The sequence below is a fragment of the Serpentinimonas raichei genome (assembly GCF_000828895.1).
GTDB lineage: Bacteria > Pseudomonadota > Gammaproteobacteria > Burkholderiales > Burkholderiaceae_C > Serpentinimonas > Serpentinimonas raichei.
The window spans coordinates 2,309,015-2,327,512 of the sequence record NZ_AP014568.1 but is presented as its reverse complement, the minus strand read 5'-3'; the positions used below and the strand labels follow the sequence as shown (position 1 = coordinate 2,327,512).

The 18,498-nt window shown below is 68.4% G+C and carries 18 protein-coding genes; 8 read left to right on the top strand and 10 right to left on the bottom strand.

Features of this window, described 5'->3' with window-relative positions; translation table 11 throughout:
* The first annotated feature begins 13 nt into the window (after positions 1-13).
* Genes paaA through SRAA_RS10845 form a run of 5 tightly spaced genes read left to right on the top strand, consistent with a single transcriptional unit; the run spans position 14 to position 3,817 of the window.
* Positions 14-1,024, top strand: coding sequence for a 1,2-phenylacetyl-CoA epoxidase subunit PaaA (paaA, locus tag SRAA_RS10865; RefSeq protein ID WP_045532697.1), 1,011 nt, complete (start codon positions 14-16; stop codon positions 1,022-1,024).
* Entirely contained in the window at positions 1,021-1,320 is a 300-nt protein-coding gene (paaB, locus tag SRAA_RS10860; protein WP_045532695.1) for a 1,2-phenylacetyl-CoA epoxidase subunit PaaB, read from the top strand. The genes paaA and paaB overlap by 4 nt, the downstream gene beginning before the upstream one ends.
* Positions 1,320-2,117: a 1,2-phenylacetyl-CoA epoxidase subunit PaaC gene (gene paaC / locus SRAA_RS10855; RefSeq protein ID WP_045532694.1), complete on the top strand. Its 798-nt coding sequence runs from the start codon at positions 1,320-1,322 to the stop codon at positions 2,115-2,117. Before paaB ends, paaC begins: the two co-directional genes overlap by 1 nt.
* 13 nt (positions 2,118-2,130) lie before the next feature.
* Complete coding sequence (gene paaD / locus SRAA_RS10850) at positions 2,131-2,685, top strand: 1,2-phenylacetyl-CoA epoxidase subunit PaaD (RefSeq protein WP_045532692.1); 555 nt, start codon at positions 2,131-2,133, stop codon at positions 2,683-2,685.
* 25 nt (positions 2,686-2,710) lie between these two features.
* Positions 2,711-3,817 (top strand): 2Fe-2S iron-sulfur cluster-binding protein, encoded by a 1,107-nt coding sequence (locus SRAA_RS10845; protein ID WP_045532690.1) that lies wholly within the window; start codon positions 2,711-2,713, stop codon positions 3,815-3,817.
* A 52-nt stretch (positions 3,818-3,869) separates the two neighbouring features.
* Here the strand turns inward: SRAA_RS10845 and SRAA_RS10840 are convergent, their stop codons facing one another.
* Positions 3,870-4,754, bottom strand: a complete 885-nt coding sequence (locus SRAA_RS10840) for a LysR family transcriptional regulator (protein ID WP_045532688.1) — start codon at positions 4,752-4,754, stop codon at positions 3,870-3,872.
* A 103-nt stretch (positions 4,755-4,857) separates the two neighbouring features.
* Here SRAA_RS10840 and SRAA_RS10835 point away from each other — a divergent pair, with 103 nt between their 5' ends.
* Positions 4,858-5,223 (top strand): TFIIB-type zinc ribbon-containing protein, encoded by a 366-nt coding sequence (locus tag SRAA_RS10835; protein WP_045532686.1) that lies wholly within the window; start codon positions 4,858-4,860, stop codon positions 5,221-5,223.
* Positions 5,224-5,447: 224 nt separating this feature from the next.
* Here the strand turns inward: SRAA_RS10835 and SRAA_RS10830 are convergent, their stop codons facing one another.
* The 8 genes from SRAA_RS10830 to argP form a co-directional block, all read right to left on the bottom strand.
* The gene (locus tag SRAA_RS10830; RefSeq protein WP_045532685.1) at positions 5,448-6,764 is read right to left on the bottom strand and encodes a THUMP domain-containing class I SAM-dependent RNA methyltransferase; all 1,317 of its coding nucleotides are present in this window, start codon (positions 6,762-6,764) and stop codon (positions 5,448-5,450) included.
* Between the two features lie 6 nt (positions 6,765-6,770).
* Complete coding sequence (gene rpoN / locus SRAA_RS10825) at positions 6,771-8,417, bottom strand: RNA polymerase factor sigma-54 (protein ID WP_045532683.1); 1,647 nt, start codon at positions 8,415-8,417, stop codon at positions 6,771-6,773.
* Between the two features lie 11 nt (positions 8,418-8,428).
* Positions 8,429-9,187 (bottom strand): LPS export ABC transporter ATP-binding protein, encoded by a 759-nt coding sequence (gene lptB / locus SRAA_RS10820; RefSeq protein WP_045532681.1) that lies wholly within the window; start codon positions 9,185-9,187, stop codon positions 8,429-8,431.
* Positions 9,184-9,837 carry a lipopolysaccharide transport periplasmic protein LptA gene (lptA, locus tag SRAA_RS10815; RefSeq protein ID WP_231849286.1) on the bottom strand — a complete coding sequence of 218 codons (654 nt, stop codon included), beginning with the start codon at positions 9,835-9,837 and terminating at the stop codon, positions 9,184-9,186. Before lptA ends, lptB begins: the two co-directional genes overlap by 4 nt.
* A gap of 91 nt (positions 9,838-9,928) precedes the next feature.
* A complete protein-coding gene (locus SRAA_RS10810; RefSeq protein ID WP_045532679.1) occupies positions 9,929-10,582 on the bottom strand; it encodes a thiol:disulfide interchange protein DsbA/DsbL in 654 nt (217 codons plus the stop codon).
* Positions 10,583-10,698: 116 nt separating this feature from the next.
* Complete coding sequence (locus tag SRAA_RS10805) at positions 10,699-11,334, bottom strand: SPOR domain-containing protein (protein WP_045532677.1); 636 nt, start codon at positions 11,332-11,334, stop codon at positions 10,699-10,701.
* Between the two features lie 41 nt (positions 11,335-11,375).
* Positions 11,376-13,079, bottom strand: a complete 1,704-nt coding sequence (gene argS, locus SRAA_RS10800) for an arginine--tRNA ligase (RefSeq protein ID WP_045532675.1) — start codon at positions 13,077-13,079, stop codon at positions 11,376-11,378.
* A 71-nt stretch (positions 13,080-13,150) separates the two neighbouring features.
* A complete protein-coding gene (gene argP / locus SRAA_RS10795) occupies positions 13,151-14,077 on the bottom strand; it encodes an HTH-type transcriptional regulator ArgP (RefSeq protein ID WP_045532673.1) in 927 nt (308 codons plus the stop codon).
* Between the two features lie 214 nt (positions 14,078-14,291).
* On the opposite strand from argP, the gene SRAA_RS10790 reads away from it, so the two are divergent.
* Both SRAA_RS10790 and SRAA_RS10785 read left to right on the top strand, forming a co-directional pair.
* The gene (locus SRAA_RS10790; RefSeq protein ID WP_420834918.1) at positions 14,292-14,960 is read left to right on the top strand and encodes a LysE/ArgO family amino acid transporter; all 669 of its coding nucleotides are present in this window, start codon (positions 14,292-14,294) and stop codon (positions 14,958-14,960) included.
* Positions 14,961-15,033: 73 nt separating this feature from the next.
* Positions 15,034-17,259 (top strand): malate synthase G, encoded by a 2,226-nt coding sequence (locus tag SRAA_RS10785; RefSeq protein ID WP_045532671.1) that lies wholly within the window; start codon positions 15,034-15,036, stop codon positions 17,257-17,259.
* On the opposite strand, the gene SRAA_RS10780 is transcribed toward SRAA_RS10785, so the two are convergent.
* Positions 17,256-18,434 (bottom strand): hypothetical protein, encoded by a 1,179-nt coding sequence (locus tag SRAA_RS10780; RefSeq protein WP_144318754.1) that lies wholly within the window; start codon positions 18,432-18,434, stop codon positions 17,256-17,258. The two genes, SRAA_RS10785 and SRAA_RS10780, sit on opposite strands and share 4 nt — an antisense overlap.
* Between the last annotated feature and the right edge of the window lie 64 nt (positions 18,435-18,498).

Sequence of the window (18,498 nt, the reverse complement as noted above, 5' to 3'; positions counted from 1 at the left end):
GAGCCAGCCCACCATGTACACCCAAGCCTTGAGCATCCCCGACCCAGCCGAGCAGGCCGCGCCTGCGCTCAAAGTGGCCGAATCGGCCGAGCGGCTGCAACGCTTCCAAGAGCGCATCGACGCCGACGGCCGGATCGAGCCGCAAGACTGGATGCCCGAAGCCTACCGGCGCACCCTGGTGCGCCAGATCAGCCAGCACGCGCACAGCGAGATCGTGGGCATGTTGCCCGAGGGCAACTGGATCAGCCGCGCTCCCAGCCTCAAGCGCAAAGCGATTTTGATCGCCAAGGTGCAAGACGAAGGCGGCCACGGCCAATACCTCTACAGCGCCGCCGAGACGCTGGGGGCCGAGCGCGCCGACCTGATCGACGCGCTGCACAGCGGGCGCGCCAAATACAGCTCGATCTTCAACTACCCGACGCTGAACTGGGCCGATGTGGGGGTGATCGGCTGGCTGGTCGATGGGGCCGCCATCTCGAACCAGATTCCGCTGTGCCGCTGCAGCTACGGGCCCTATGCGCGCGCCATGATCCGCATCTGCAAAGAGGAGAGCTTTCACCAGCGCCAAGGCTACGAAGCCCTGCTGGTGATGATGCGCGGCACCCCGGCGCAGCGCCACATGGTGCAGGACTCGGTCAACCGCTGGTGGTGGAAATGCCTGGCCATGTTTGGCCCGCCCGATGCCGACAGCCTGCACAGCGAGCAGAGCATGCGCTGGGGCATCAAGCGCATCAGCAACGACGAGCTGCGGCAAAAGTTCATCGACGCCACCGTGCCGCAAGCGCAGGTGCTGGGCATCACGCTGCCCGACCCCGAACTCAAATGGAACCCCGAGCGCGGCCACTACGACCACGGCCCGATCGACTGGGACGAATTCTGGAGCACGGTCAACGGCAAGGGGCCGTGCAACCAGCAGCGCCTCGCGACCCGCGTCAAGGCGCACCAAAACGGCCAGTGGCTGCGCGACGCCGCCCTGGCACACGCCCGCAAACAGCAACAACGTGCCCTGAAGGAGGCCGCATGAACGCCACACCCGCTTTGAAAGACTGGCCGCTGTGGGAGGTATTCGTCCGCAGCAAGCAGGGCCTGGAGCACAAACACTGCGGCAGCCTGCACGCCAGCGACGCCGCGCACGCGCTGCAAATGGCGCGCGACGTGTACACCCGGCGCCAGGAGGGCGTGAGCATCTGGGTGGTGCCATCGAGCGCCATCAGCGCCAGTGCGCCGCAGGACAAAGAGGAGTTCTTCGAGCCGGCGGCCGACAAAATCTATCGGCACCCGACTTTTTACGAGATTCCAGCCGAAGTGGGGCATATGTGATGGAGGCGACCCAGACCGACTTTCGTCTCGCCTACCTGCTGCACTTGGCCGACAACGCCGTGGTGCTGGGGCAGCGCAACGCCCAGTGGTGCGGCCACGGCCCCGCGATCGAGGAAGACTTGGCCATGGCCAACATCAGCCTGGACCTGATCGGGCAGGCGCGGCTGCTGTATCAGTTGGTGGCGCAGAGCCTGGGGGAGGGCGTGACCGAAGACACGCTGGCCTACTTTCGCGACGACACCGAGTTCCGCAACTACACCTTGCTGGAGCTGCCGCACCACGGCCCGCTGGTCGGCTATGCCATCACCGACCTCGATTACGCCACCACCCTGGTTCGCAACTTCCTCTACAGCGCCTTGATGGTGCTGCGCTGGGAGGCGCTGCAGCAATCCAGCGATCCCGAGCTGGCCGCCATCGCCGCCAAATCGCTCAAAGAAACGCGCTACCACCTGCGCCACGCGCGCGATTGGATGCTGCGCTTGGGCGACGGCACGGCCGAGTCGCAGGCGCGCATGCAAGCGGCGCTGGAGCACCTGATGCCCTACACCCAGGAGTTCTGGAGCGAGAGCGAGGTCGAGGCGGCCGCCGCCGCCAGTGGGCTCGGGGTCGAGATGGGAAGCTTGCGCGCCGCCTGGGACGCCCTGCTCGACCAGACCCTGGCCGAAGCCACCTTGCGCCGCCCCAGCGCCAGCGGTTATCTGACGCGCGGCAAGCAGGGCCTGCATTCGGAGCACCTGGGCTTTTTGTTGGCCGAGATGCAGTGCCTGGCGCGCGCCCACCCCGGCGCGCAGTGGTAGGCCGGGGTACCCCATGCCCGCCACCGACTTGAGCCACGCTGCCGAGGCCGGCACCCGCGAGCGCCTCTGGGCCGCCCTGGACCAGCTGTGCGACCCAGAAATCCCGGTGCTGACGCTGCGCGAAATGGGCATCTTGCGCGATCTGCGCCCGGCTGCCGACGCACCCGAGGTCTGGGAGGTGCTGATCACCCCGACCTACAGCGGCTGCCCGGCCATGGACCAGATCGAGGACGATGTGCGCGCCACCGTGCAGGGCTTGGGTTTGCCCGTGCGGGTGCTGCGCCAACTGGCCCCGGCCTGGAGCACCGACTCCATGAGCCCCGCCGCGCGCGAGAAACTGCGCGCCTACGGCATCGCGGCCCCCCTGCCTTGTGCCGCCGCGGTGGCTGCCGGCCCCGAGCGGCTGCGCTTCGTGCGCGGGGCCGCCGACCCGGCGCCGCCGGTGCCGTGCCCGCGCTGCGGCTCGTTGCACACGGTCGAGACCTCGCACTTTGGCTCCACCGCCTGCAAAGCGCTCTACAAATGCCTGGACTGCCAGGAGCCATTCGACTACTTCAAGCCCTACTGAGGCCCGCCCCCGCGGAGCATTTGCCATGTCTGCATCCCGTTTTCATCCCCTCACGGTCAAGCGCATCAGCCCCGAAGCGGCGGGCTCCTTGGCGCTGACCTTCGACATCCCGGCCTCGCAGCGCGAGACCTTCGGTTTCGAGCCCGGCCAATTCCTCACCCTGCGCGCCCAGGTGGACGGCCAGGAGCTGCGCCGCACCTACTCCATCTGCAGCCCGCGCAGCCGCTTGCAGCAGCAGGGCGAGATCGAGATCGGCATCCGCCCGGTGCCGGGGGGCGTGTTTTCCAATTGGGCCGCGCGCGCCATTCGGGTGGGCGACACGCTGCAGGTGCTGCCGCCCGAGGGGGCGTTTACCGTCAAAAAAGCGCGCGCCATACACCGCGTGGGTTTCGCTGCCGGTTCGGGCATCACCCCCATTCTCTCGATCGCCGCCAGCACGCTGCAAGAGCAGCCCGAGTCCAAATTCACGCTGGTGTTTGGCAACCGGCGCATGGCCAGCGTGATGTTCAACGAGGCGCTGCAAGACCTCAAAGACACCTACCCGAGCCGCTTCACCATGATCCACATCCTGTCGCGCCAGGCGCAGGAGGTGGACTTGCTGCAAGGGCGCATCGACCAGGCCAAGGTTCAGGCCCTGATCGACACCCTGCTGCCGGCGCGCAGCATGGACGAAGTGTTCGTCTGCGGCCCCGAAGCCATGATCGAGGCCACCCAGGCGGCGCTGCAAGCCGCCGGGGTGCCAGCGCACCGCATCTACACCGAACGCTTCACCACCAGCGCCGCCGTGGCGGTGCGGGTGCAGGCCGACCGCGACGCCCAAGGGCTGCAACAAGATGCGGCCAAGGCGGCACTAGGGGTGCGCATGGAGCTGCTGCTCGATGGCAAGCGGCACGAGCTGGCGCTGGGCCGCGACGAGTCGGTGCTCGATGCGGCCCTCGAAGCCGGGCTGGACTTGCCCTACTCCTGCAAATCGGGGGTGTGCTGCACCTGCCGCGCCAAGGTGCTCGAAGGCCAGGTGGCGATGCAGCAAAACTTCGGGCTGCACGCCGATGAGGTGGCGCGTGGCTTTGTGCTCACCTGCCAGGCGCGGGCGCAGAGTGAGCGGCTGCGCCTGAGTTTCGATGAGCGCTGAGCGCGCGCGTGCGCCTCGCTCTGCGGCGGCCCGCCCCACCCCGCCCAAGCGCTCAAGCGCTTTGTTCGAGCAGGCGGCGCAGCAGCGGATGCGCCACCCGGCGCTCCAGGCTGAGGGCGTAGCAGGGGGCGGCCACGCCTTCGCAGACGCCGACGAGCGAGGCGCCATGGCGCTGCTGCAGCGTCTCGGCCAGCGCCAGCGCGGCCGGGAACACCCCCATGCCTTGGCCACCGAAGGTTTCCAGCAGGGCGCTGTCTTCAAACTCGCCGGCGATGCGCGGCGTCAGGCCGTGCCGCGCCAGCCACTGGTCGAGTTGCGCGCGCACACTGGCGTGGCGTGTGGGCAGCAACAGCGGCACCCCTTGCAGCGCAGCCGGGAAAGCGCGCTGCGCCGCATGCAGCCAAGGCGGCGCAGCGAACCAGCCGTAGGCGCTGCTGGCCAAGCGGTGGTGGTGCACCTTCAGGTGCGCGCGGCTGCTCACCGGGTGGTCGGTCAGCACCACATCGAGCCGGTGCATGGCCAGATCGGCCAGCAGGTCGTCGATCTCGCCGTCGTGGCAGATCAGGTGCAGATCGGGCACATCCAGCACCGGGCGCAGCAGGCGCAGCACCTCCAGCTTGGGCAGCCCGTCGGCCAGGCCCACCGCCAGCCGCACCCTGGGCGCCAGCGCCGCCTGGCGCAGCAGCGCGGGCAGCGCCTCGCCGAGCTCGAAAATCTGCTGCGCTTGGCGCGCGGCCAGCACACCGGCCTCGGTCAGGGCCACACCGCGCCCGGCCGGTTTGAGCAACTGGCAGCCCAGCGCCTTTTCCAGCTCGCGCACTTGCGCGCTCACGGTCTGCACCGCCATGTCGAGCCGCGCGGCGGCTTTGGACATGCCACCCTCCTGGGCCACGATCCAGAAGTAGTACAGGTGGCGGTAGCTGTAAGAGAGGCTCATGTTCAGCTTGTGGCGATGTAAAGTTGCCTGATTTTCTGCTTTTTTTGGCACCCGCTAGGCCCTAGACTGCAAAGTTCCCCAAACTGGCTTAAAGGAGCCTTTGATGAAATGCCCCAACTGCGTGAATGTGGAGCTGGTGATGAGCGATCGCCAGGGCGTGGAGATCGACTACTGCCCCCAGTGCCGTGGCGTCTGGCTGGATCGTGGCGAACTCGACAAGCTGATCGAGCGCAGTCTCGGCCAGGCCCCGGCCGGGCGCAGCGGCGCCCAAGTTCGTCAACCGGATTTTGAAGACTCCGACTTTCGCCAGCGCAGCGGTGGCTTCGCGCAGGGCGGTGGGCTGGGCAGCAAACTGGGTGGCTTGGCCGGTGGTCTCAAGGGCGGGCTGGGCGGCGGGCTCTCGGGCGGTTTTGCTGCCGGCTCCGGCCAGAAAAAGAAAAAATCGTGGTTGAGCGATATTTTTGACTGAAGCCGCTACGCGCCGAGCCGGTGCCCGCAGACAAGGGGCGAAAAAAAACCTGGCTCTAGAGGAGCCAGGTTTGGAAGCCTTTTTGCTGTCACACACAAAGGCACCCGCTCAGGGAGGAAAAGCGGGGGGCCGGTGTTAAACGACCCGAAGAAAGTATAAACCAACTTTCGCACAGGCATCAGCTAGGCCGGTCAAAAAGTCCGTATTGGCTACATAGTTTTACTTTACTCGGGGGTGGTGTCGTTGGGCTGAGCGCCAGCGCGGGGTGTGCGTGCGCTGCCGGCGACCAGGTCAAAACGAAACAGGCGGCATTCGATCGGGCCGTTCCAGAGCGGCACCCGGCGCGTGGCTTTGAGGCGCATGTGCGAGGGCAGTTGCGGGTCTGGGCTGAGCAGCCAAGCGGTCCAGCCGGCGTAGTTTTTTTTCCAGTGGCTGGCCAGTTGCGAGAAAAATGCCGTGTTTTCCTCGCCATCGGCGTGGCGGGCGCTTTCGCGGCCGGCACCGGGCACGAGCCCCTGCGCCGGCTCAGGCCGGGCCCGCGTTTGCGCCGACTGCCCGGCCACGCCGGCGGCTGCGATGCGCTCGCCATAGGGCGGGTTGAGCAGCATCACCCCCGGCGTCGGGCAAGGGGGCAGGCGCTCCAAGGCATCGCCGCCGCGCCACTCGATGGCCTGCGCCACCCCGGCGCGCTCGGCGTTGCGGCGCGCAAAGTCCACCATCCGAAACGCCACGTCGGAGCCAAAAACAAAGGCTTGGCCGCCCGGCACGGGTCGCTCGGCGGCCACGGCTTGCTGGCGCAGCGCCTGCCAGCGCGCCGGCTGGTGTGGCAACAGACGCTCGAAGCCAAAGCGGCGCAATTTGCCGGGAGCGATGTGCAGCGCCCGCTGCGCCGCCTCGATCGCCACCGTGCCGCTGCCGCAGCAGGGGTCGTAGAGCGGCTGCGGCTGGCCTTGCGCATCGAGGCCGGTCCAGCCGCTGGCGGCGATCATGGCCGCGGCCAGCGTCTCTTTGAGCGGCGCATCGCCGGTGTCGGTGCGCCAGCCGCGCTTGAACAAGGGCTCGCCCGAGGTGTCGATGTAGAGCCAGACCTGCTCCGGCCCCAGGTGGGCGTGCAGGCGCACCTCGGGCTGCAGCGTCTCCACGCTGGGGCGCTGCCCGAGGCGCTCGCGCATGCGGTCGCACACCGCGTCTTTGATGCGCAGGGCGGCAAAATTGAGGCTCTGGAACGGGCTGTGCTGGGCCGTGAGCTCGACCTTGAAAGTCTGCGCGGGCGTGAACCACAGCTCCCACAGCACGGCGTAGGCAGCCTCGTAGAGCGCATCTTCATTGGGGCAGGGTTGCAGCGCCAGCCGCACCAGCACGCGCTGCGCCAGCCGGCTGTGCAGGTTGAGCCGCAGCATGTCGTCCCAGTCGGCCGTGAGCTCGACCCCGCCGCGCTGGCGCCGCAGGTTTTGGGCCGCCGGGCAGATCTGTTGCACTTCGGCCAGCAGATAGTCTTCCACCCCGGCGGGGCAGGGCAGGAACAGGGTCAGGTTGTGCATGGGGGTTCAGAGCGCTTTGCGCAAATGGGTGGGGGCAATGCGCAGCGCCTCGCGGTATTTGGCCACGGTGCGGCGCGCGCAGGCGATGCCTTGGGCTTTGAGCAGGTCGGCAAGCTGGTTGTCGCTCAGGGGGTGGCTGGGGTTTTCGGCGGCGATCAGTTGCTGAATCAGGGCCCGCACCGCGGTGCTGGAGGCGCTGGAGCCGGCCTCGGTGGCCAGCGCCGAACCAAAAAAATATTTGAATTCATAGGTGCCTTGGGGCGTGGCCATGAACTTGGCGCTGGTGACGCGGCTGATGGTGGATTCGTGCAGCCCCACTTCGTCGGCGATTTCACGCAGCACCAGTGGCCGCATGGCCAGGGCGCCGTGCTGAAAAAACGGGCGCTGGCGCTCCACGATGGCGCTGGCCACGCGCAAGATGGTGTCAAAGCGCTGCTGGATGTTTTTGATGAACCAGCGCGCCTCTTGCAGGTGCTGCTGCAGCCCCGCGTGAGACTGGCCGCCCCCGCGGCCTTGGCGCAGGGCCAGGGCATAGGTTTCGTGCAGGCGCAGCCGCGGCAGCACCTCGGGGTTGAGCGCGACCTTGAAGCCGCGCCCCTGCGCCGTCACGATCACATCGGGGCGCAACTGGTGCGGTTCGAGCACCGCAAAGCGGCGTCCAGGCTTGGGTTCGAGGCGGGCGATCAGCCCAAAGGCGGCCCGCACCAAGGCCTCGTTGCAGCGGCACAGTTGGGCCAAGCGGCGGCTGTCGCGCCGCGCCAGATAGTCGAGCGGCTGCTGGCAGATGGCCAGCGCGGTGCGGCTCTCGGGGCGGTTGCGCAGCTCCAGAATCTGCAATTGCAAGCACTCGGCCAGGTTGCGCGCGCCCACGCCGGTGGGCTCCATTTGCTGCAACTGCTCCAAGGCCTGCTGCAGGCAGTGCTGCCAGTGGGCGTGCCGACGGTCAGTTGCCATGGGTTGCGACGCTGACAGCGGTGCCATGGTGTGGAGGCCGGAATCGGGCGCGTGGGCCCCGCTGGTTTGCTCCATGCCGCACAGGGCAGCAGCCAATTCGTCCAGCCCATCGGCGAGGTAGCCGTCGTCGTCGAGCGACTCGATGAGGGCGTGCAAGGCCAGTGCCACCTGGGGTTCGAGCCGCAGGGCGCAGGCTTGCTGGTGCAGGTGCTGCGTCAGCGACTCGGGCGCGCGCGCCCAGTCGGGCCCCGCACCATTGTCGTCCTCGGGCGCGGCCCCAGAGCGGGCAGCGCCCGGCTCACCCCAGTCGCCCGGATCGCTGGACTCAGCGAAATCCCCCGCATCGTGGTGCTCGGCCTCTGGCCCCCCCCCGCCGGAGTCCGTCGCTGCGCCTGTCCAGGCGGCCTCGAAAGCGGCGTCGAGGGCGGGCACTTCATCGGGTGCGCCAGCGCCCGCATCGTGGCTGGCAGGCGCATCGAGCTCGGCGTGGGCAGCCAATGCGGCCTCGGGCGGCGCCGCTGGGCTGGCCTCGAACGGCTCATCGGCGGGGTCGGGTTCCAAAAATGGGTTGTCGTCGAGCATCTGCCCGATCTCTTGCTCCAACTCCAGCGTACTCAGTTGCAACAGGCGGATCGACTGCTGCAATTGCGGCGTGAGCGCCAGGTTTTGGCTCAGGCGCAGCGACAGACCTTGCTTCATGGCCACCACATTCAGAGGCGGAAGTGCTCGCCCAGATAGACCCGGCGCACCTCCGGGTTGGCCACGATCTCGGCCGGTGTGCCCTGCGCCAGCACGCGGCCCTCGTTGATGATGCAGGCGTGGTCGCAGATGCCCAGCGTTTCGCGCACGTTGTGGTCGGTGATGAGCACGCCGATGCCGCGCTCCTTCAAAAAGCCGATGATGCGCTGGATCTCGATCACGGCGATCGGGTCGATGCCGGCAAAGGGCTCGTCGAGCAGGATGAAGCGCGGCTCAGTGGCCAGGGCGCGCGCGATCTCGACCCGGCGCCGCTCGCCGCCCGAAAGCGCCGGCGCCGGGGAGTCGCGCAAGTGGCCCACGTGCAGTTCATCGAGCAAGGCATCGAGGCGCTGCTCGATGCGCTGTGGCGGCAGCGGCCGGCCGTCGGCGTCGCGCTGCAATTCCAGCACCGCACGCACGTTTTCGGCCACCGTGAGCTTGCGAAAGATCGAGGCTTCCTGGGGCAGGTAGCCCAGCCCCATTTGGGCGCGGCGGTGGATCGGCAGGCGGTCGATGCGCTGCCCGTCGAGCAAGATGGTGCCCGCGTCGGGTCGAATGAGCCCGACGATGAGGTAGAACGAGGTGGTCTTGCCGGCCCCGTTGGGGCCCAGCAGGCCCACCACTTCGGCGCTGGCCAGGCGCAGCGACACGTCTTTGACGACTTGGCGCCGGCCATAGCTCTTTTGCAGCCCGCGCACCTCTAGGCTGCTGCGCTCGGCGGCCACACTCATCGGCGCGGCTCCAGTTGCGGGCTGGGCTGCAGCGGGGCAGCGGCGGGCGCTGCCGGGGGGGTGGCCGGGGGGGTGGCCGGGCGCGGGACGATGAGCGCGCGCACGCGGCCGGCTGGGTTGTCGGGGGTGCGCGCCGCCGCACCGCCGTCTACCGTGAAACGCTCGGTTTGGCGGTTCATGACGATCAGGCTGCCGCTGGCTTGGTCGCTCAGGGCGCCGTCGCGCAGCCGACGCACCACGGCTTGGTTGACGAGGCGCAGGTTGCCGCTGGCGCTGTCGTACTCGATGCGCAGCGCCTCGCCTTCGAGCACCTCGTTTAGCCCCGGGCGTTGTTGGCGGAAAAAAGCGCGCTGGCCCGCCGCACCTTGCAGCACACCCGATTGGTTGCCTTGGGCGTCTTGGCGCAGCTCGGCGCGCTGGCCGCGCAGCAGCAGCGTGCCTTGGGTGATCACCACGTTGCCGGTGAAGACGCTGACTTGCCCGGTTTGGTCGTGCTGCAGGGCATCGGCCTCGATCAGCATGGGTTGTTCGCGCTCGCTGGGTTGCGCCAGCGCAGGTGCGCTCAGACAGGCCAGAAGCAAGGCCAGCCCGACTGCACGCCAGTGCGGGGCAGCCTTGGGGCGGGGGGTGGGGGCGGTGTGGGTGGGCACGAAAATTGCATCAATCAGGCGATGCAGGCATTGTAGCCACAGCCGGCGCGCAACGCCCGCAAATGGACGCCGCGCCAAGTCGGATGGCGTCTCAGCCGCGGCGCACCCGTGCGATCAACATATTGGCCACTTGCACCGTGCGCTCGGCCTGCCCCGGAATGTAGAAGCGCCCGGCTATGCCCAGCGCCGGCGTGCCCTCGACCTGGTAGGCGTCTTGCAACTGGGTGGCGCGGCGCACCCGGCTCACCACGGCAAAGGAGTTGTAAGTCTGGGTGAAGCGCGCCCGGTCCAGCCCGGCGCTGGCGGCCCATTGGGCGATGGTCTCGGCGTTGTGCAGGCGCTGGCGTTGGGTGCCGTGGATGGCTTGGAACACGCGCTCGTGGTGGCTGTCGAGGCGGCCCATCGCCTCAAGGGTGTAGAACAGGCGCTGCAGCGGTTCGAACTCGGGCGCAAAGCCCACAGGCACATGGCGCACCACCACGTCGGCGGGCACGGTGCGCTTCCAGGCTTTGAAAACCGGCACAAAGTGGTGGCAGTGGATGCAGGTGTAGGCAAAGAACTCCAGCACCTCGATGCGGCCGGCCGGCGCATCGACTGGGGCCGGCTGGCGCAAGCGGCGGTAGTGCGTGCCTTCACGAAATGCCGGGGCAGCGGCTGGGGTTTGGGCCCCAAGTGGCAACGCGCTGCCGGTGGCGACGAGGCCGCCAAGGCCTGCCAAGGCTTGCGAAAATCGGCGTCTGTGCATGGTGCGTCCTTGATCTGAATCGGGCCAATCGAACGGCCTACCGCGACTGTGAGTTGTGAATGGGGCGCTGAAGTTCCGCGTGCTTACCGGCCGTTGCAACTGGGGTGTAGGCGGCCTTAGCGCGCCACCCGCACCAGCGCGGTTTCAATGTTTTGCTCTTGCAAATTCTGCCCAATGGCATCGGCTTCGGCTTGGGTAACGAAAGGTCCTAAGCGAACCCGGAAGATGGGCCGTCCGTTTTGCTGGCGCTCGCTCACGCTGGCATCAAAGCCCAACATGGCAAGCCGGGCGCGTTGGGCTTGTGCTTCCTCGGCATTGCCATAGGCGCCGGCTTGCACGAAATAGCTGATGCCGGCTGCCGCAGCAGCAGGGGCCGCAGCAGCAAGGCGCTGTTCGATCAACCGGGCCATGGGGTCGGCGGCCGGGGCGGCGGGCGTGGCAGCACCTGCGGCTGCGCCAGCAGGTGTGGTGGCGGGCGTCGACCCGGCCAGAGGCGGCGTGGCTGCCTCGGGCGGCGCAGCCGGAGTCACTGGCCGGGTCGAGAGCCCGGCGTTGGGGTTCCAGTTGCGGTTTTGTTCGGCCTCTTGCGCGGGCGAGGTGGCGGGCCGTTGGGCGTTGCGGTCTTCGAGGGGCGTGGCCGATCGGGTGACGTAGAGCGCCACCACCAACGCCAGCGCCAGCCCCAGCAGCAGGCCGGCGGCAAAACCCAGCAGCGTGCTGCCGCGATGGCGAGAGGGAGGCCGGATATTCATGGCGTGAGCAATGGGGCTTGCGGGGTGTGTCAGGGCGGGCATCACATTTTCACCGGCGCGCTCACTCCGAGCAGCGCCAATCCATTGTGCAACACTTGGGCGGTGGCGGCAACCAGCGCCAGGCGGGCGTGTTTGAGCAGCGGGTCATCGACCAAAATCCGCTCGGCGTCGTAGTAGCTGTGGTAGGCGGCAGCCAGTTCGCGCAGATAAAAACTGACGTCGTGCGGGGCAAAGTCGGCGGCGGCGTTGCTCAGCACCTCGGGGTAACGCGCCAACAGGCGCAGCAGCGCCTGCGCTTGCGGGCCTTGCAGCGGGCTCAAGTCCACCGTTTGCAACTGCTCGCGCGCGCCGCCCCAGGCCGCCAGCACCGAGCAGATGCGGGCGTGCGCGTACTGCACGTAATAGACTGGGTTGTCGTTGTTTTGTTGCACCGCCAAATCGACGTCGAAGGTGTATTCGGTGTCGGGCTTGCGCGAGAGCAGGAAAAAGCGCACCGCGTCGCGGCTGGTCCACTCGATCAGGTCGCGCAGCGTCACGTAGCTGCCAGCGCGCTTGGAAATTTTTACCTCTTGCCCGCCGCGCAGCACGCGCACCATGGTGTGCAGCACGTAGTCCGGGTAGCCGCTCGGGATGCCGACCCCGGCCGCCTGCAAGCCGGCGCGCACGCGCGCGATGGTGCCGTGGTGGTCGCTGCCCTGGATGTTGACGACCTTGGTGTAGCCGCGCTCCCATTTGCTGATGTGGTAGGCCACATCGGGCACGAAGTAGGTGTAGCCGCCTTCGAGCGGGCTGCCGTCGGGCGCCACGGTGGCGGACTTGCGCATGACCCGGTCTTTGTCGTCGCCAAAAGCGGTGCTGCGCAGCCACAGTGCGCCGTCTTGCTCGTAGGTGTGGCCGGATTCGACCAGCCGCTGCACCGTCTGCGCCACCCGGCCGCTGGTGTAGAGGCTGGATTCGAGGTAGTACTGGTCAAAGCGCACCGCCAGCGCCTGCAAGTCCAGGTCTTGTTCGTGGCGCAGCCAGGCCACGGCAAACTCGCGCAGGCCGTCGAGGTCGGCCGGGTCGCCGCTGGCGCTATAAGAGCGGTCGTCGGCGCGCACGGTCTGGCGCGCCAGAAAACCAGCAGCGATGTCGGCAATGTAATCGCCGTTGTAGGCGGATTCGGGCCATTCGGGGTCGCCCGGCTTGTGGCCCAGTGCGCGCAAATGCACGCTGCGCGCCAGCGTTTCGATCTGCACCCCGGCGTCGTTGTAGTAGAACTCGCGGTGCACCTGCCAGCCCTGGCTGTGCAGCAGGTTGCAGATGGCATCGCCCAGCGCGGCCTGGCGCGCATGCCCAACGTGCAGCGGCCCGGTCGGGTTGGCCGAGACGAACTCGACCAGCACGCGCTGGCCGTTGCTGGGCTGGCAGCCGTAGTGCGCACCGGCTTGCAAGACCTCGCGCAGCACCTGCTGCTGGGCGGCGGGCTGCAAACGCAGGTTGATGAAGCCCGGGCCGGCGATTTCCAGCTCCTGCACCCAGCGCCCAAAGGCCGGCTGCGCCTGCAGCGCCGCAACCAGTTGCTGCGCCAGTGGGCGCGGGTTGGTTTTGAGCTGCTTGGCCAGCGGCATGGCGGCGGTGCAGGCCCAGTCGCCGTGCGCGGCGAGCTTGGGCGATTCGAAGCGCGCTAGGCTGGCGGCACCGGGGGCGAGGCGTTCCAGCTCGGCCGCCAAGGCGGTGAGCAGTTCGGATTTGACACTGAGCATAGGGGGGATTTTAGGGCTTGTCGGGGCTTGCTGCCGGGTGTGTGCCGGGGGTGCGCTGGGTCTGGGTGGGTTCAGTCGGCCACGGCAGGCCCCAGCGCCGCCGCCGCCGCGGCTTTGACGGCATCGGTCAGGCGCTGCGCGCTCAGCGGCTCGTGCGCCCAGTGGTGCCAGTACAGCGCCACCTCGACCGCGGCCCCGGGCAGCAGGTCCACCAGCGGCGTGGCGCTGTCTGGGCGGCGCTGCAGGTGCAGCTCGGGCACCATGCCCCAGCCCAGGCCGAGTTCGATCGCGGCTTCGAAGGCGTCGATGGCGGGGGCGAAGTGGCGCGGGTAGTGCGCCTGGTGCAGGCCGAAGTGTTGCGCCAGAAAGCGGTCTTGCAGCGCGTCTTTGCGGTTGAAAATCACGGCCGGCCACTCCAGCAAGCGGTGCACCGAGAGCGCCCCCTCGGGGTTGCGGCTGCGCTGCGCCACTTCGGGGGTGGCCACGCAGCGGTAGCGCATGGTGCCCAGTGGCTCGGCCCGGCAGCCGGACATGGCTTGCGCCAGCGTGCTGACGCAGCCCAGCACCTCGCCGCTGTGCAGCGCGTCGTGGGTGTGGTCTTGGTCGTCGATCCAGACGTCGAGCAGCAGGCGCTGCTGCAGCAACAGGGGCGCGACGCCGGGCAGAAACCAGCTCGCCACCGAGTCGGCATTCACCGCCACCGACAGGCTGTGCCAGTGCGCGCGCCGCTGCGGCCCCGTGGCCGAGCCCGCCAGCGCCCCCAGCAAATCGGCTTCCAGCAGTTGCACCCGTTTGGCGTGCGTCAGCAGGCTTTGTCCGGCGGCGGTGGGGCGCACTTGTTTGCCGCGCACCAGCAGGCGCTGGCCGAGCGACTCCTCCAGCGCCTTGATGCGCAACGACACCGCCGCCACCGTGAGCGACAGGCTGTGGGCGGCGGCGGCAAAGCTGCGCTGCTCGACCACGGCGCTGAGGGCTTGCAGGTGGCGCGGATCGAGCATGGGCGGTTGGGATGGGGTTGAGGCAAGCGAATCCTATCAAGTGTAATTTAAGCGAATCAATTTAATTTAAATACCCTAAACCAAGCTGCGGCTTGGGGCACACTCAAGGTCAGGCGCTGCCACTTGCGCGCTGCGGCTGTTGGGCCGCAGTGCCTGCCTAGGCCTTGAATGGCTGCAACCCCCTGCCCTTGCCTGCCCTTGCTGGAGAGATTGCGTGACCCTGACCCTGTCCACCCCGGCCTTTGCCGCCGGCCTGCTGTTGAGCTTGTCGCTGATCATGGCGATCGGGCCGCAGAACGCGCATGTGCTGCGCATGGGCTTGCAGCGCCAGCACGTGGGGCTGACGGTGGCGGTGTGCGTGCTGGCCGATCTGGCGCTGATCGCCCTCGGGGTGCTGGGGCTGGCGCAGTTGGGCGGGCTGTCGGACCAGCTGCACGGCGCGCTGGTCGGGGCCGGGGTGGTGTTTTTGCTGATCTACGGTGGGCTGGCGTTTCGGCGCGCCTGGCGGCCGCCGCTTGCTGCGGCTGGCTCCGTCGGCACCCTGGCACCCTTGGCCTTGGCCCCGGCTTCCCCCCCGGCTGCGGTGCCGATCTCGCGCCTGCAAGCGGTGCTGGCGGCGCTGGCGTTCTCTTGGCTGAATCCGCACGCCTGGCTCGATACGGCGGTGCTGATCGGCTCGGCCTCGCTGGCCTGGGGTGCCGCGGGCCCCGACTTTGGCTTGGGCGCGGCCACGGCCTCGCTGCTCTGGTTTTTGCTCTTGGGTGGGGCGGCGTTCTGGCTCGGGCAGCGGCTCCATTCGCTGCGCCTGTGGCGCGCCCTCGACGGCGTGGTGGCGCTGATGATGTGGGGCATGGCGGGGCTGCTGCTGCACAGCCTGTTTTGAGCGATTACACTCAAATGTTGCGGCTGCCGCCAGCCCCGGCGCGCGCCCGTTTTTTCATTGGAGCCCATCGTTCATGTCCACCGCCCGCACCGCCGCCGGCCGCCTGCAAGTTGCCAGCGCCTTGTACGACTTTGTGAACCACGAGGTGCTGCCCGGCACCGGCATCGAGAGCGCCCCTTTTTGGGCCGGTTTTGAGGCCCTCGTCACCGATCTGGCGCCCAAAAACGCCGCCCTGTTGGCCGAGCGCGATCGCATGCAGTCCGAGCTGGACCGCTGGCACCGCGCGCACCCGGGCCCGATCACCGACATGCCGGCCTACCGCCAGTTCCTCGAAGGCATAGGCTACCTGGTGCCCGCGCCCAGCGGCGTGCGCGCCAGCACCGCCAATGTAGATGCCGAACTGGCGCTGCAGGCCGGGCCGCAACTGGTGGTGCCGATTTTGAACGCGCGCTACGCGCTCAACGCCGCCAATGCGCGCTGGGGCTCGCTCTACGACGCGCTCTATGGCACCGACGCCATCCCCGAGTCCGAGGGCTGCGAGCGCGGGCGCGGCTACAACCCGCTGCGCGGCGCGCGCGTGATCGCCTTTGCGCGCCAGTTCCTCGACCAAGCCGCCCCGCTGGCGATCGAGTCGCACCAAGACGCCTGCGGCTACCGCATCGTCGCCGGGGCGCTGCAAGTGAGCCTAGACGACGGCCAGCAGACCGGCCTGCGCCAGCCGCAGCAGTTGCTGGGCTACCGTGGCGCGCCCGAGGCCCCGAGCGCGCTGCTGCTGCAGCACCACGGCATGCACATCGAAATCGTGCTCGATCGCCAGACCGCGATCGGGCGCACCGACCCGGCCGGCATCTCCGACGTGGTGCTGGAGTCGGCGCTCTCGACCATTCTGGACCTAGAAGATTCGGTGGCCGCCGTCGATGCCGAAGACAAAATCTTGGGCTACCGCAACTGGCTCGGCATTTTGCGCGGCAGCCTGACCGAAACCTTCGACAAAGGGGGCATAAGCCTGACGCGCGGCCTCAACCCCGACCGCCGCTACACCCGGCCCGACGGCGGCGAGCTGCGCCTGCACGGGCGCTCGCTGCTGTTCGTGCGCAACGTCGGGCACCTGATGAGCAATCCGGCCATCCTCTACACCGATGCCGCAGGCGTGGCGCGCGAAATCCCCGAAGGCATCTTGGATGCGGTGCTCACCACCACCATCGCCTTGCACGACCTGCAAGGCCACGGCCGCCTGCCCAGTGGTGAGCCGGTGCGCAACAGCCGCAGCGGCAGCGTCTACATCGTCAAGCCCAAGATGCACGGGCCGCAGGAAGTGGCGTTTGCCGCCGAACTGTTTGGCCGCGTCGAGCGCTTGCTCGGCCTGCCCGAGAGCACGGTCAAGCTGGGCATCATGGACGAAGAACGGCGCACCAGCGTCAACCTCAAGGCCTGCATCGCCGCCGCCGCCAGCCGCGTGGCCTTCATCAACACCGGCTTTTTGGACCGCACCGGCGACGAGATGCACACCGCCATGCAGGCCGGCCCCATGGTGCGCAAGGGCGAGATGAAGTCCAGCGCCTGGATCGCCGCCTATGAGCGCAACAACGTGCTGGTGGGCTTGGGGATGGGCCTGCGCGGGCGGGCGCAGATCGGCAAAGGCATGTGGGCCATGCCCGACCTGATGGCCGAGATGCTGAAACAAAAAATCGCCCACCCCAAGGCCGGCGCCAACACCGCCTGGGTGCCCAGCCCCACCGCAGCCACCCTGCACGCGCTGCATTACCACCAGGTGAACGTGGCCGAGGTGCAGCAAGAGTTGGAGCGCATCGACGCCGACGCCGAGCGCGCCGCCCTGCTCCAGGGCTTGCTCACGGTGCCGGTGGCGGCGCAGCCCAACTGGAGCGAGGCCGACAAACAAGCCGAGCTCGACAACAACATCCAAGGCATTTTGGGCTACGTGGTGCGCTGGGTGGACCAAGGCGTGGGCTGCTCCAAGGTGCCCGACATCAACGACATCGGCCTGATGGAAGACCGCGCCACGCTGCGCATCTCCAGCCAGCACGTGGCCAACTGGCTGCTGCACGGGGTGGTGAGCGAGGCCCAGGTGCGCCAGTCCTTTGCCCGCATGGCGGCCAAGGTCGATGCCCAGAACGCCGCCGACCCGGCCTACCGCAGCCTGCTGGCGCACCCCGACGGCGCCGCCTACCAAGCCGCGCTCGACCTCGTGTTCAAGGGCTGTGCGCAGCCCAGCGGCTACACCGAGCCGCTGCTGCACGCCTGGCGGCTCAAGGTCAAGGCCCAGTCGGCTCGCGCTTAACCCAAGTTCGAGAGCGCGAAGCGCACGGCGGGCGCCAGCGCGGCCGGCAGTGCGTCGATTGGGACCTGCATTTTTTCTGACATCACCGCCGTGTCGCCGCCGCCTTCGTCGTGGGCGGTGGCGCGCAGCCGCACCAGCCGCAACACCGGTAGCCCAGCGCCGTCGCCCGCCAGCGCTTGCTGCAACTGCGGCGCGTCGGCGGGTGGGTGCTCTTGGTCGTAAATCAGCAGCGCCACTTGGCGCTCGCCCAAGGCCGCCAAGGCTTGGGCCGCGCTGGCGACGGCACTGGCCGCCAAGCCCATCGGGTGCAAGAGGGCCAGCGTTTCGCGGCGCACAGCGGGGTCGGCCGAGCACACCAGCACCGCACCGGACTGGGCCGCTGGCCCCAGCTTGGCTTGGGCGGGCGGCGCTGGCGCTGGCGCTTTCGATAGCGGGGCGGCCGAGCCATCGGCTGGCTGGGTTTCGGGCGCGGCCGACACCCGGCGAAAGCGCGCGCTCAGTTCGACCCCGTTTTCGGTCGCGCGGCGCTGCAGCTCGATGCCGCCATCGGTGGCGGCCAGTTGGCGCAACAACAGCCATTCGATCGAGTCATGCTGCAGCCGTTCGGCATCTGCGGCTGGGCTGCCATCCTGCGTGCGCAGGGACAACAACGCGCCGGGCTGGAGGGGGTCGAGCCCAAGGCGCAGCTCGAGGTGCTCGCCAAAGCGCTGTGCCCAATCGACCATCGCCAGGCACAGGCTGTAGCCCAGCGTCGGGTCGATCAACAGCTCGACGGGTTGCAGAAAGCGCTGCAGCGTCAGGCCGCGGGCCACCCATTCATCGCGCCGATCGTGCAGCGCCGCGTCGACCACTTGCGCGAAATCGATTTTTTCGTGCGACAGCCGCACCTGGCCGCTTTGCGTGCGCAGGATCTGTTGCACCTGCTTGGCGCAACGCTGCAAGCGCAGGGCCGGGGTGGCCAGCACCTGCATTTCGGCGGCGCTCAGGCGCTCGCGCTGCACCAGCATCTCGAGCCCGCGCAACATCCGGTCGGCCGCCTCCACCGCTTGGGCGGTGAGTGCGGCGCTGAGCTCGGGCCAATGCTCGGCCATGCGCCAAGCCTGATCGGGCGCCAGCGGCTCGACGGCAGGGGTCCAAGGAGCGCTTGGGGCAGGGGTCGGGTTGGAAGGGGGCATGGGCTCAAAATGAAAAAACACATGCAAGGCGCTTGCGACCCTCAAGGCCCGCGCATCTGTGCGG

What these genes read in the sequence shown, in the direction of transcription:
- SRAA_RS10805 (WP_045532677.1), bottom strand. Translation starts at nt 11,334, where the DNA reads ATGAATATCCGGCCTCCCTCTCGCCATCGCGGCAGCACGCTGCTGGGT.
- argP (WP_045532673.1), bottom strand. Translation starts at nt 14,077, where the DNA reads ATGCTCGATCCGCGCCACCTGCAAGCCCTCAGCGCCGTGGTCGAGCAG.
- paaC (WP_045532694.1), top strand. Translation starts at nt 1,320, where the DNA reads ATGGAGGCGACCCAGACCGACTTTCGTCTCGCCTACCTGCTGCACTTG.
- paaD (WP_045532692.1), top strand. Translation starts at nt 2,131, where the DNA reads ATGCCCGCCACCGACTTGAGCCACGCTGCCGAGGCCGGCACCCGCGAG.
- SRAA_RS10810 (WP_045532679.1), bottom strand. Translation starts at nt 10,582, where the DNA reads ATGCACAGACGCCGATTTTCGCAAGCCTTGGCAGGCCTTGGCGGCCTC.
- SRAA_RS10835 (WP_045532686.1), top strand. Translation starts at nt 4,858, where the DNA reads ATGAAATGCCCCAACTGCGTGAATGTGGAGCTGGTGATGAGCGATCGC.
- SRAA_RS10830 (WP_045532685.1), bottom strand. Translation starts at nt 6,764, where the DNA reads ATGCACAACCTGACCCTGTTCCTGCCCTGCCCCGCCGGGGTGGAAGAC.
- SRAA_RS10785 (WP_045532671.1), top strand. Translation starts at nt 15,034, where the DNA reads ATGTCCACCGCCCGCACCGCCGCCGGCCGCCTGCAAGTTGCCAGCGCC.
- argS (WP_045532675.1), bottom strand. Translation starts at nt 13,079, where the DNA reads ATGCTCAGTGTCAAATCCGAACTGCTCACCGCCTTGGCGGCCGAGCTG.
- lptB (WP_045532681.1), bottom strand. Translation starts at nt 9,187, where the DNA reads ATGAGTGTGGCCGCCGAGCGCAGCAGCCTAGAGGTGCGCGGGCTGCAA.
- SRAA_RS10840 (WP_045532688.1), bottom strand. Translation starts at nt 4,754, where the DNA reads ATGAGCCTCTCTTACAGCTACCGCCACCTGTACTACTTCTGGATCGTG.
- SRAA_RS10845 (WP_045532690.1), top strand. Translation starts at nt 2,711, where the DNA reads ATGTCTGCATCCCGTTTTCATCCCCTCACGGTCAAGCGCATCAGCCCC.
- SRAA_RS10780 (WP_144318754.1), bottom strand. Translation starts at nt 18,434, where the DNA reads ATGCCCCCTTCCAACCCGACCCCTGCCCCAAGCGCTCCTTGGACCCCT.
- paaA (WP_045532697.1), top strand. Translation starts at nt 14, where the DNA reads ATGTACACCCAAGCCTTGAGCATCCCCGACCCAGCCGAGCAGGCCGCG.
- paaB (WP_045532695.1), top strand. Translation starts at nt 1,021, where the DNA reads ATGAACGCCACACCCGCTTTGAAAGACTGGCCGCTGTGGGAGGTATTC.
- rpoN (WP_045532683.1), bottom strand. Translation starts at nt 8,417, where the DNA reads ATGAAGCAAGGTCTGTCGCTGCGCCTGAGCCAAAACCTGGCGCTCACG.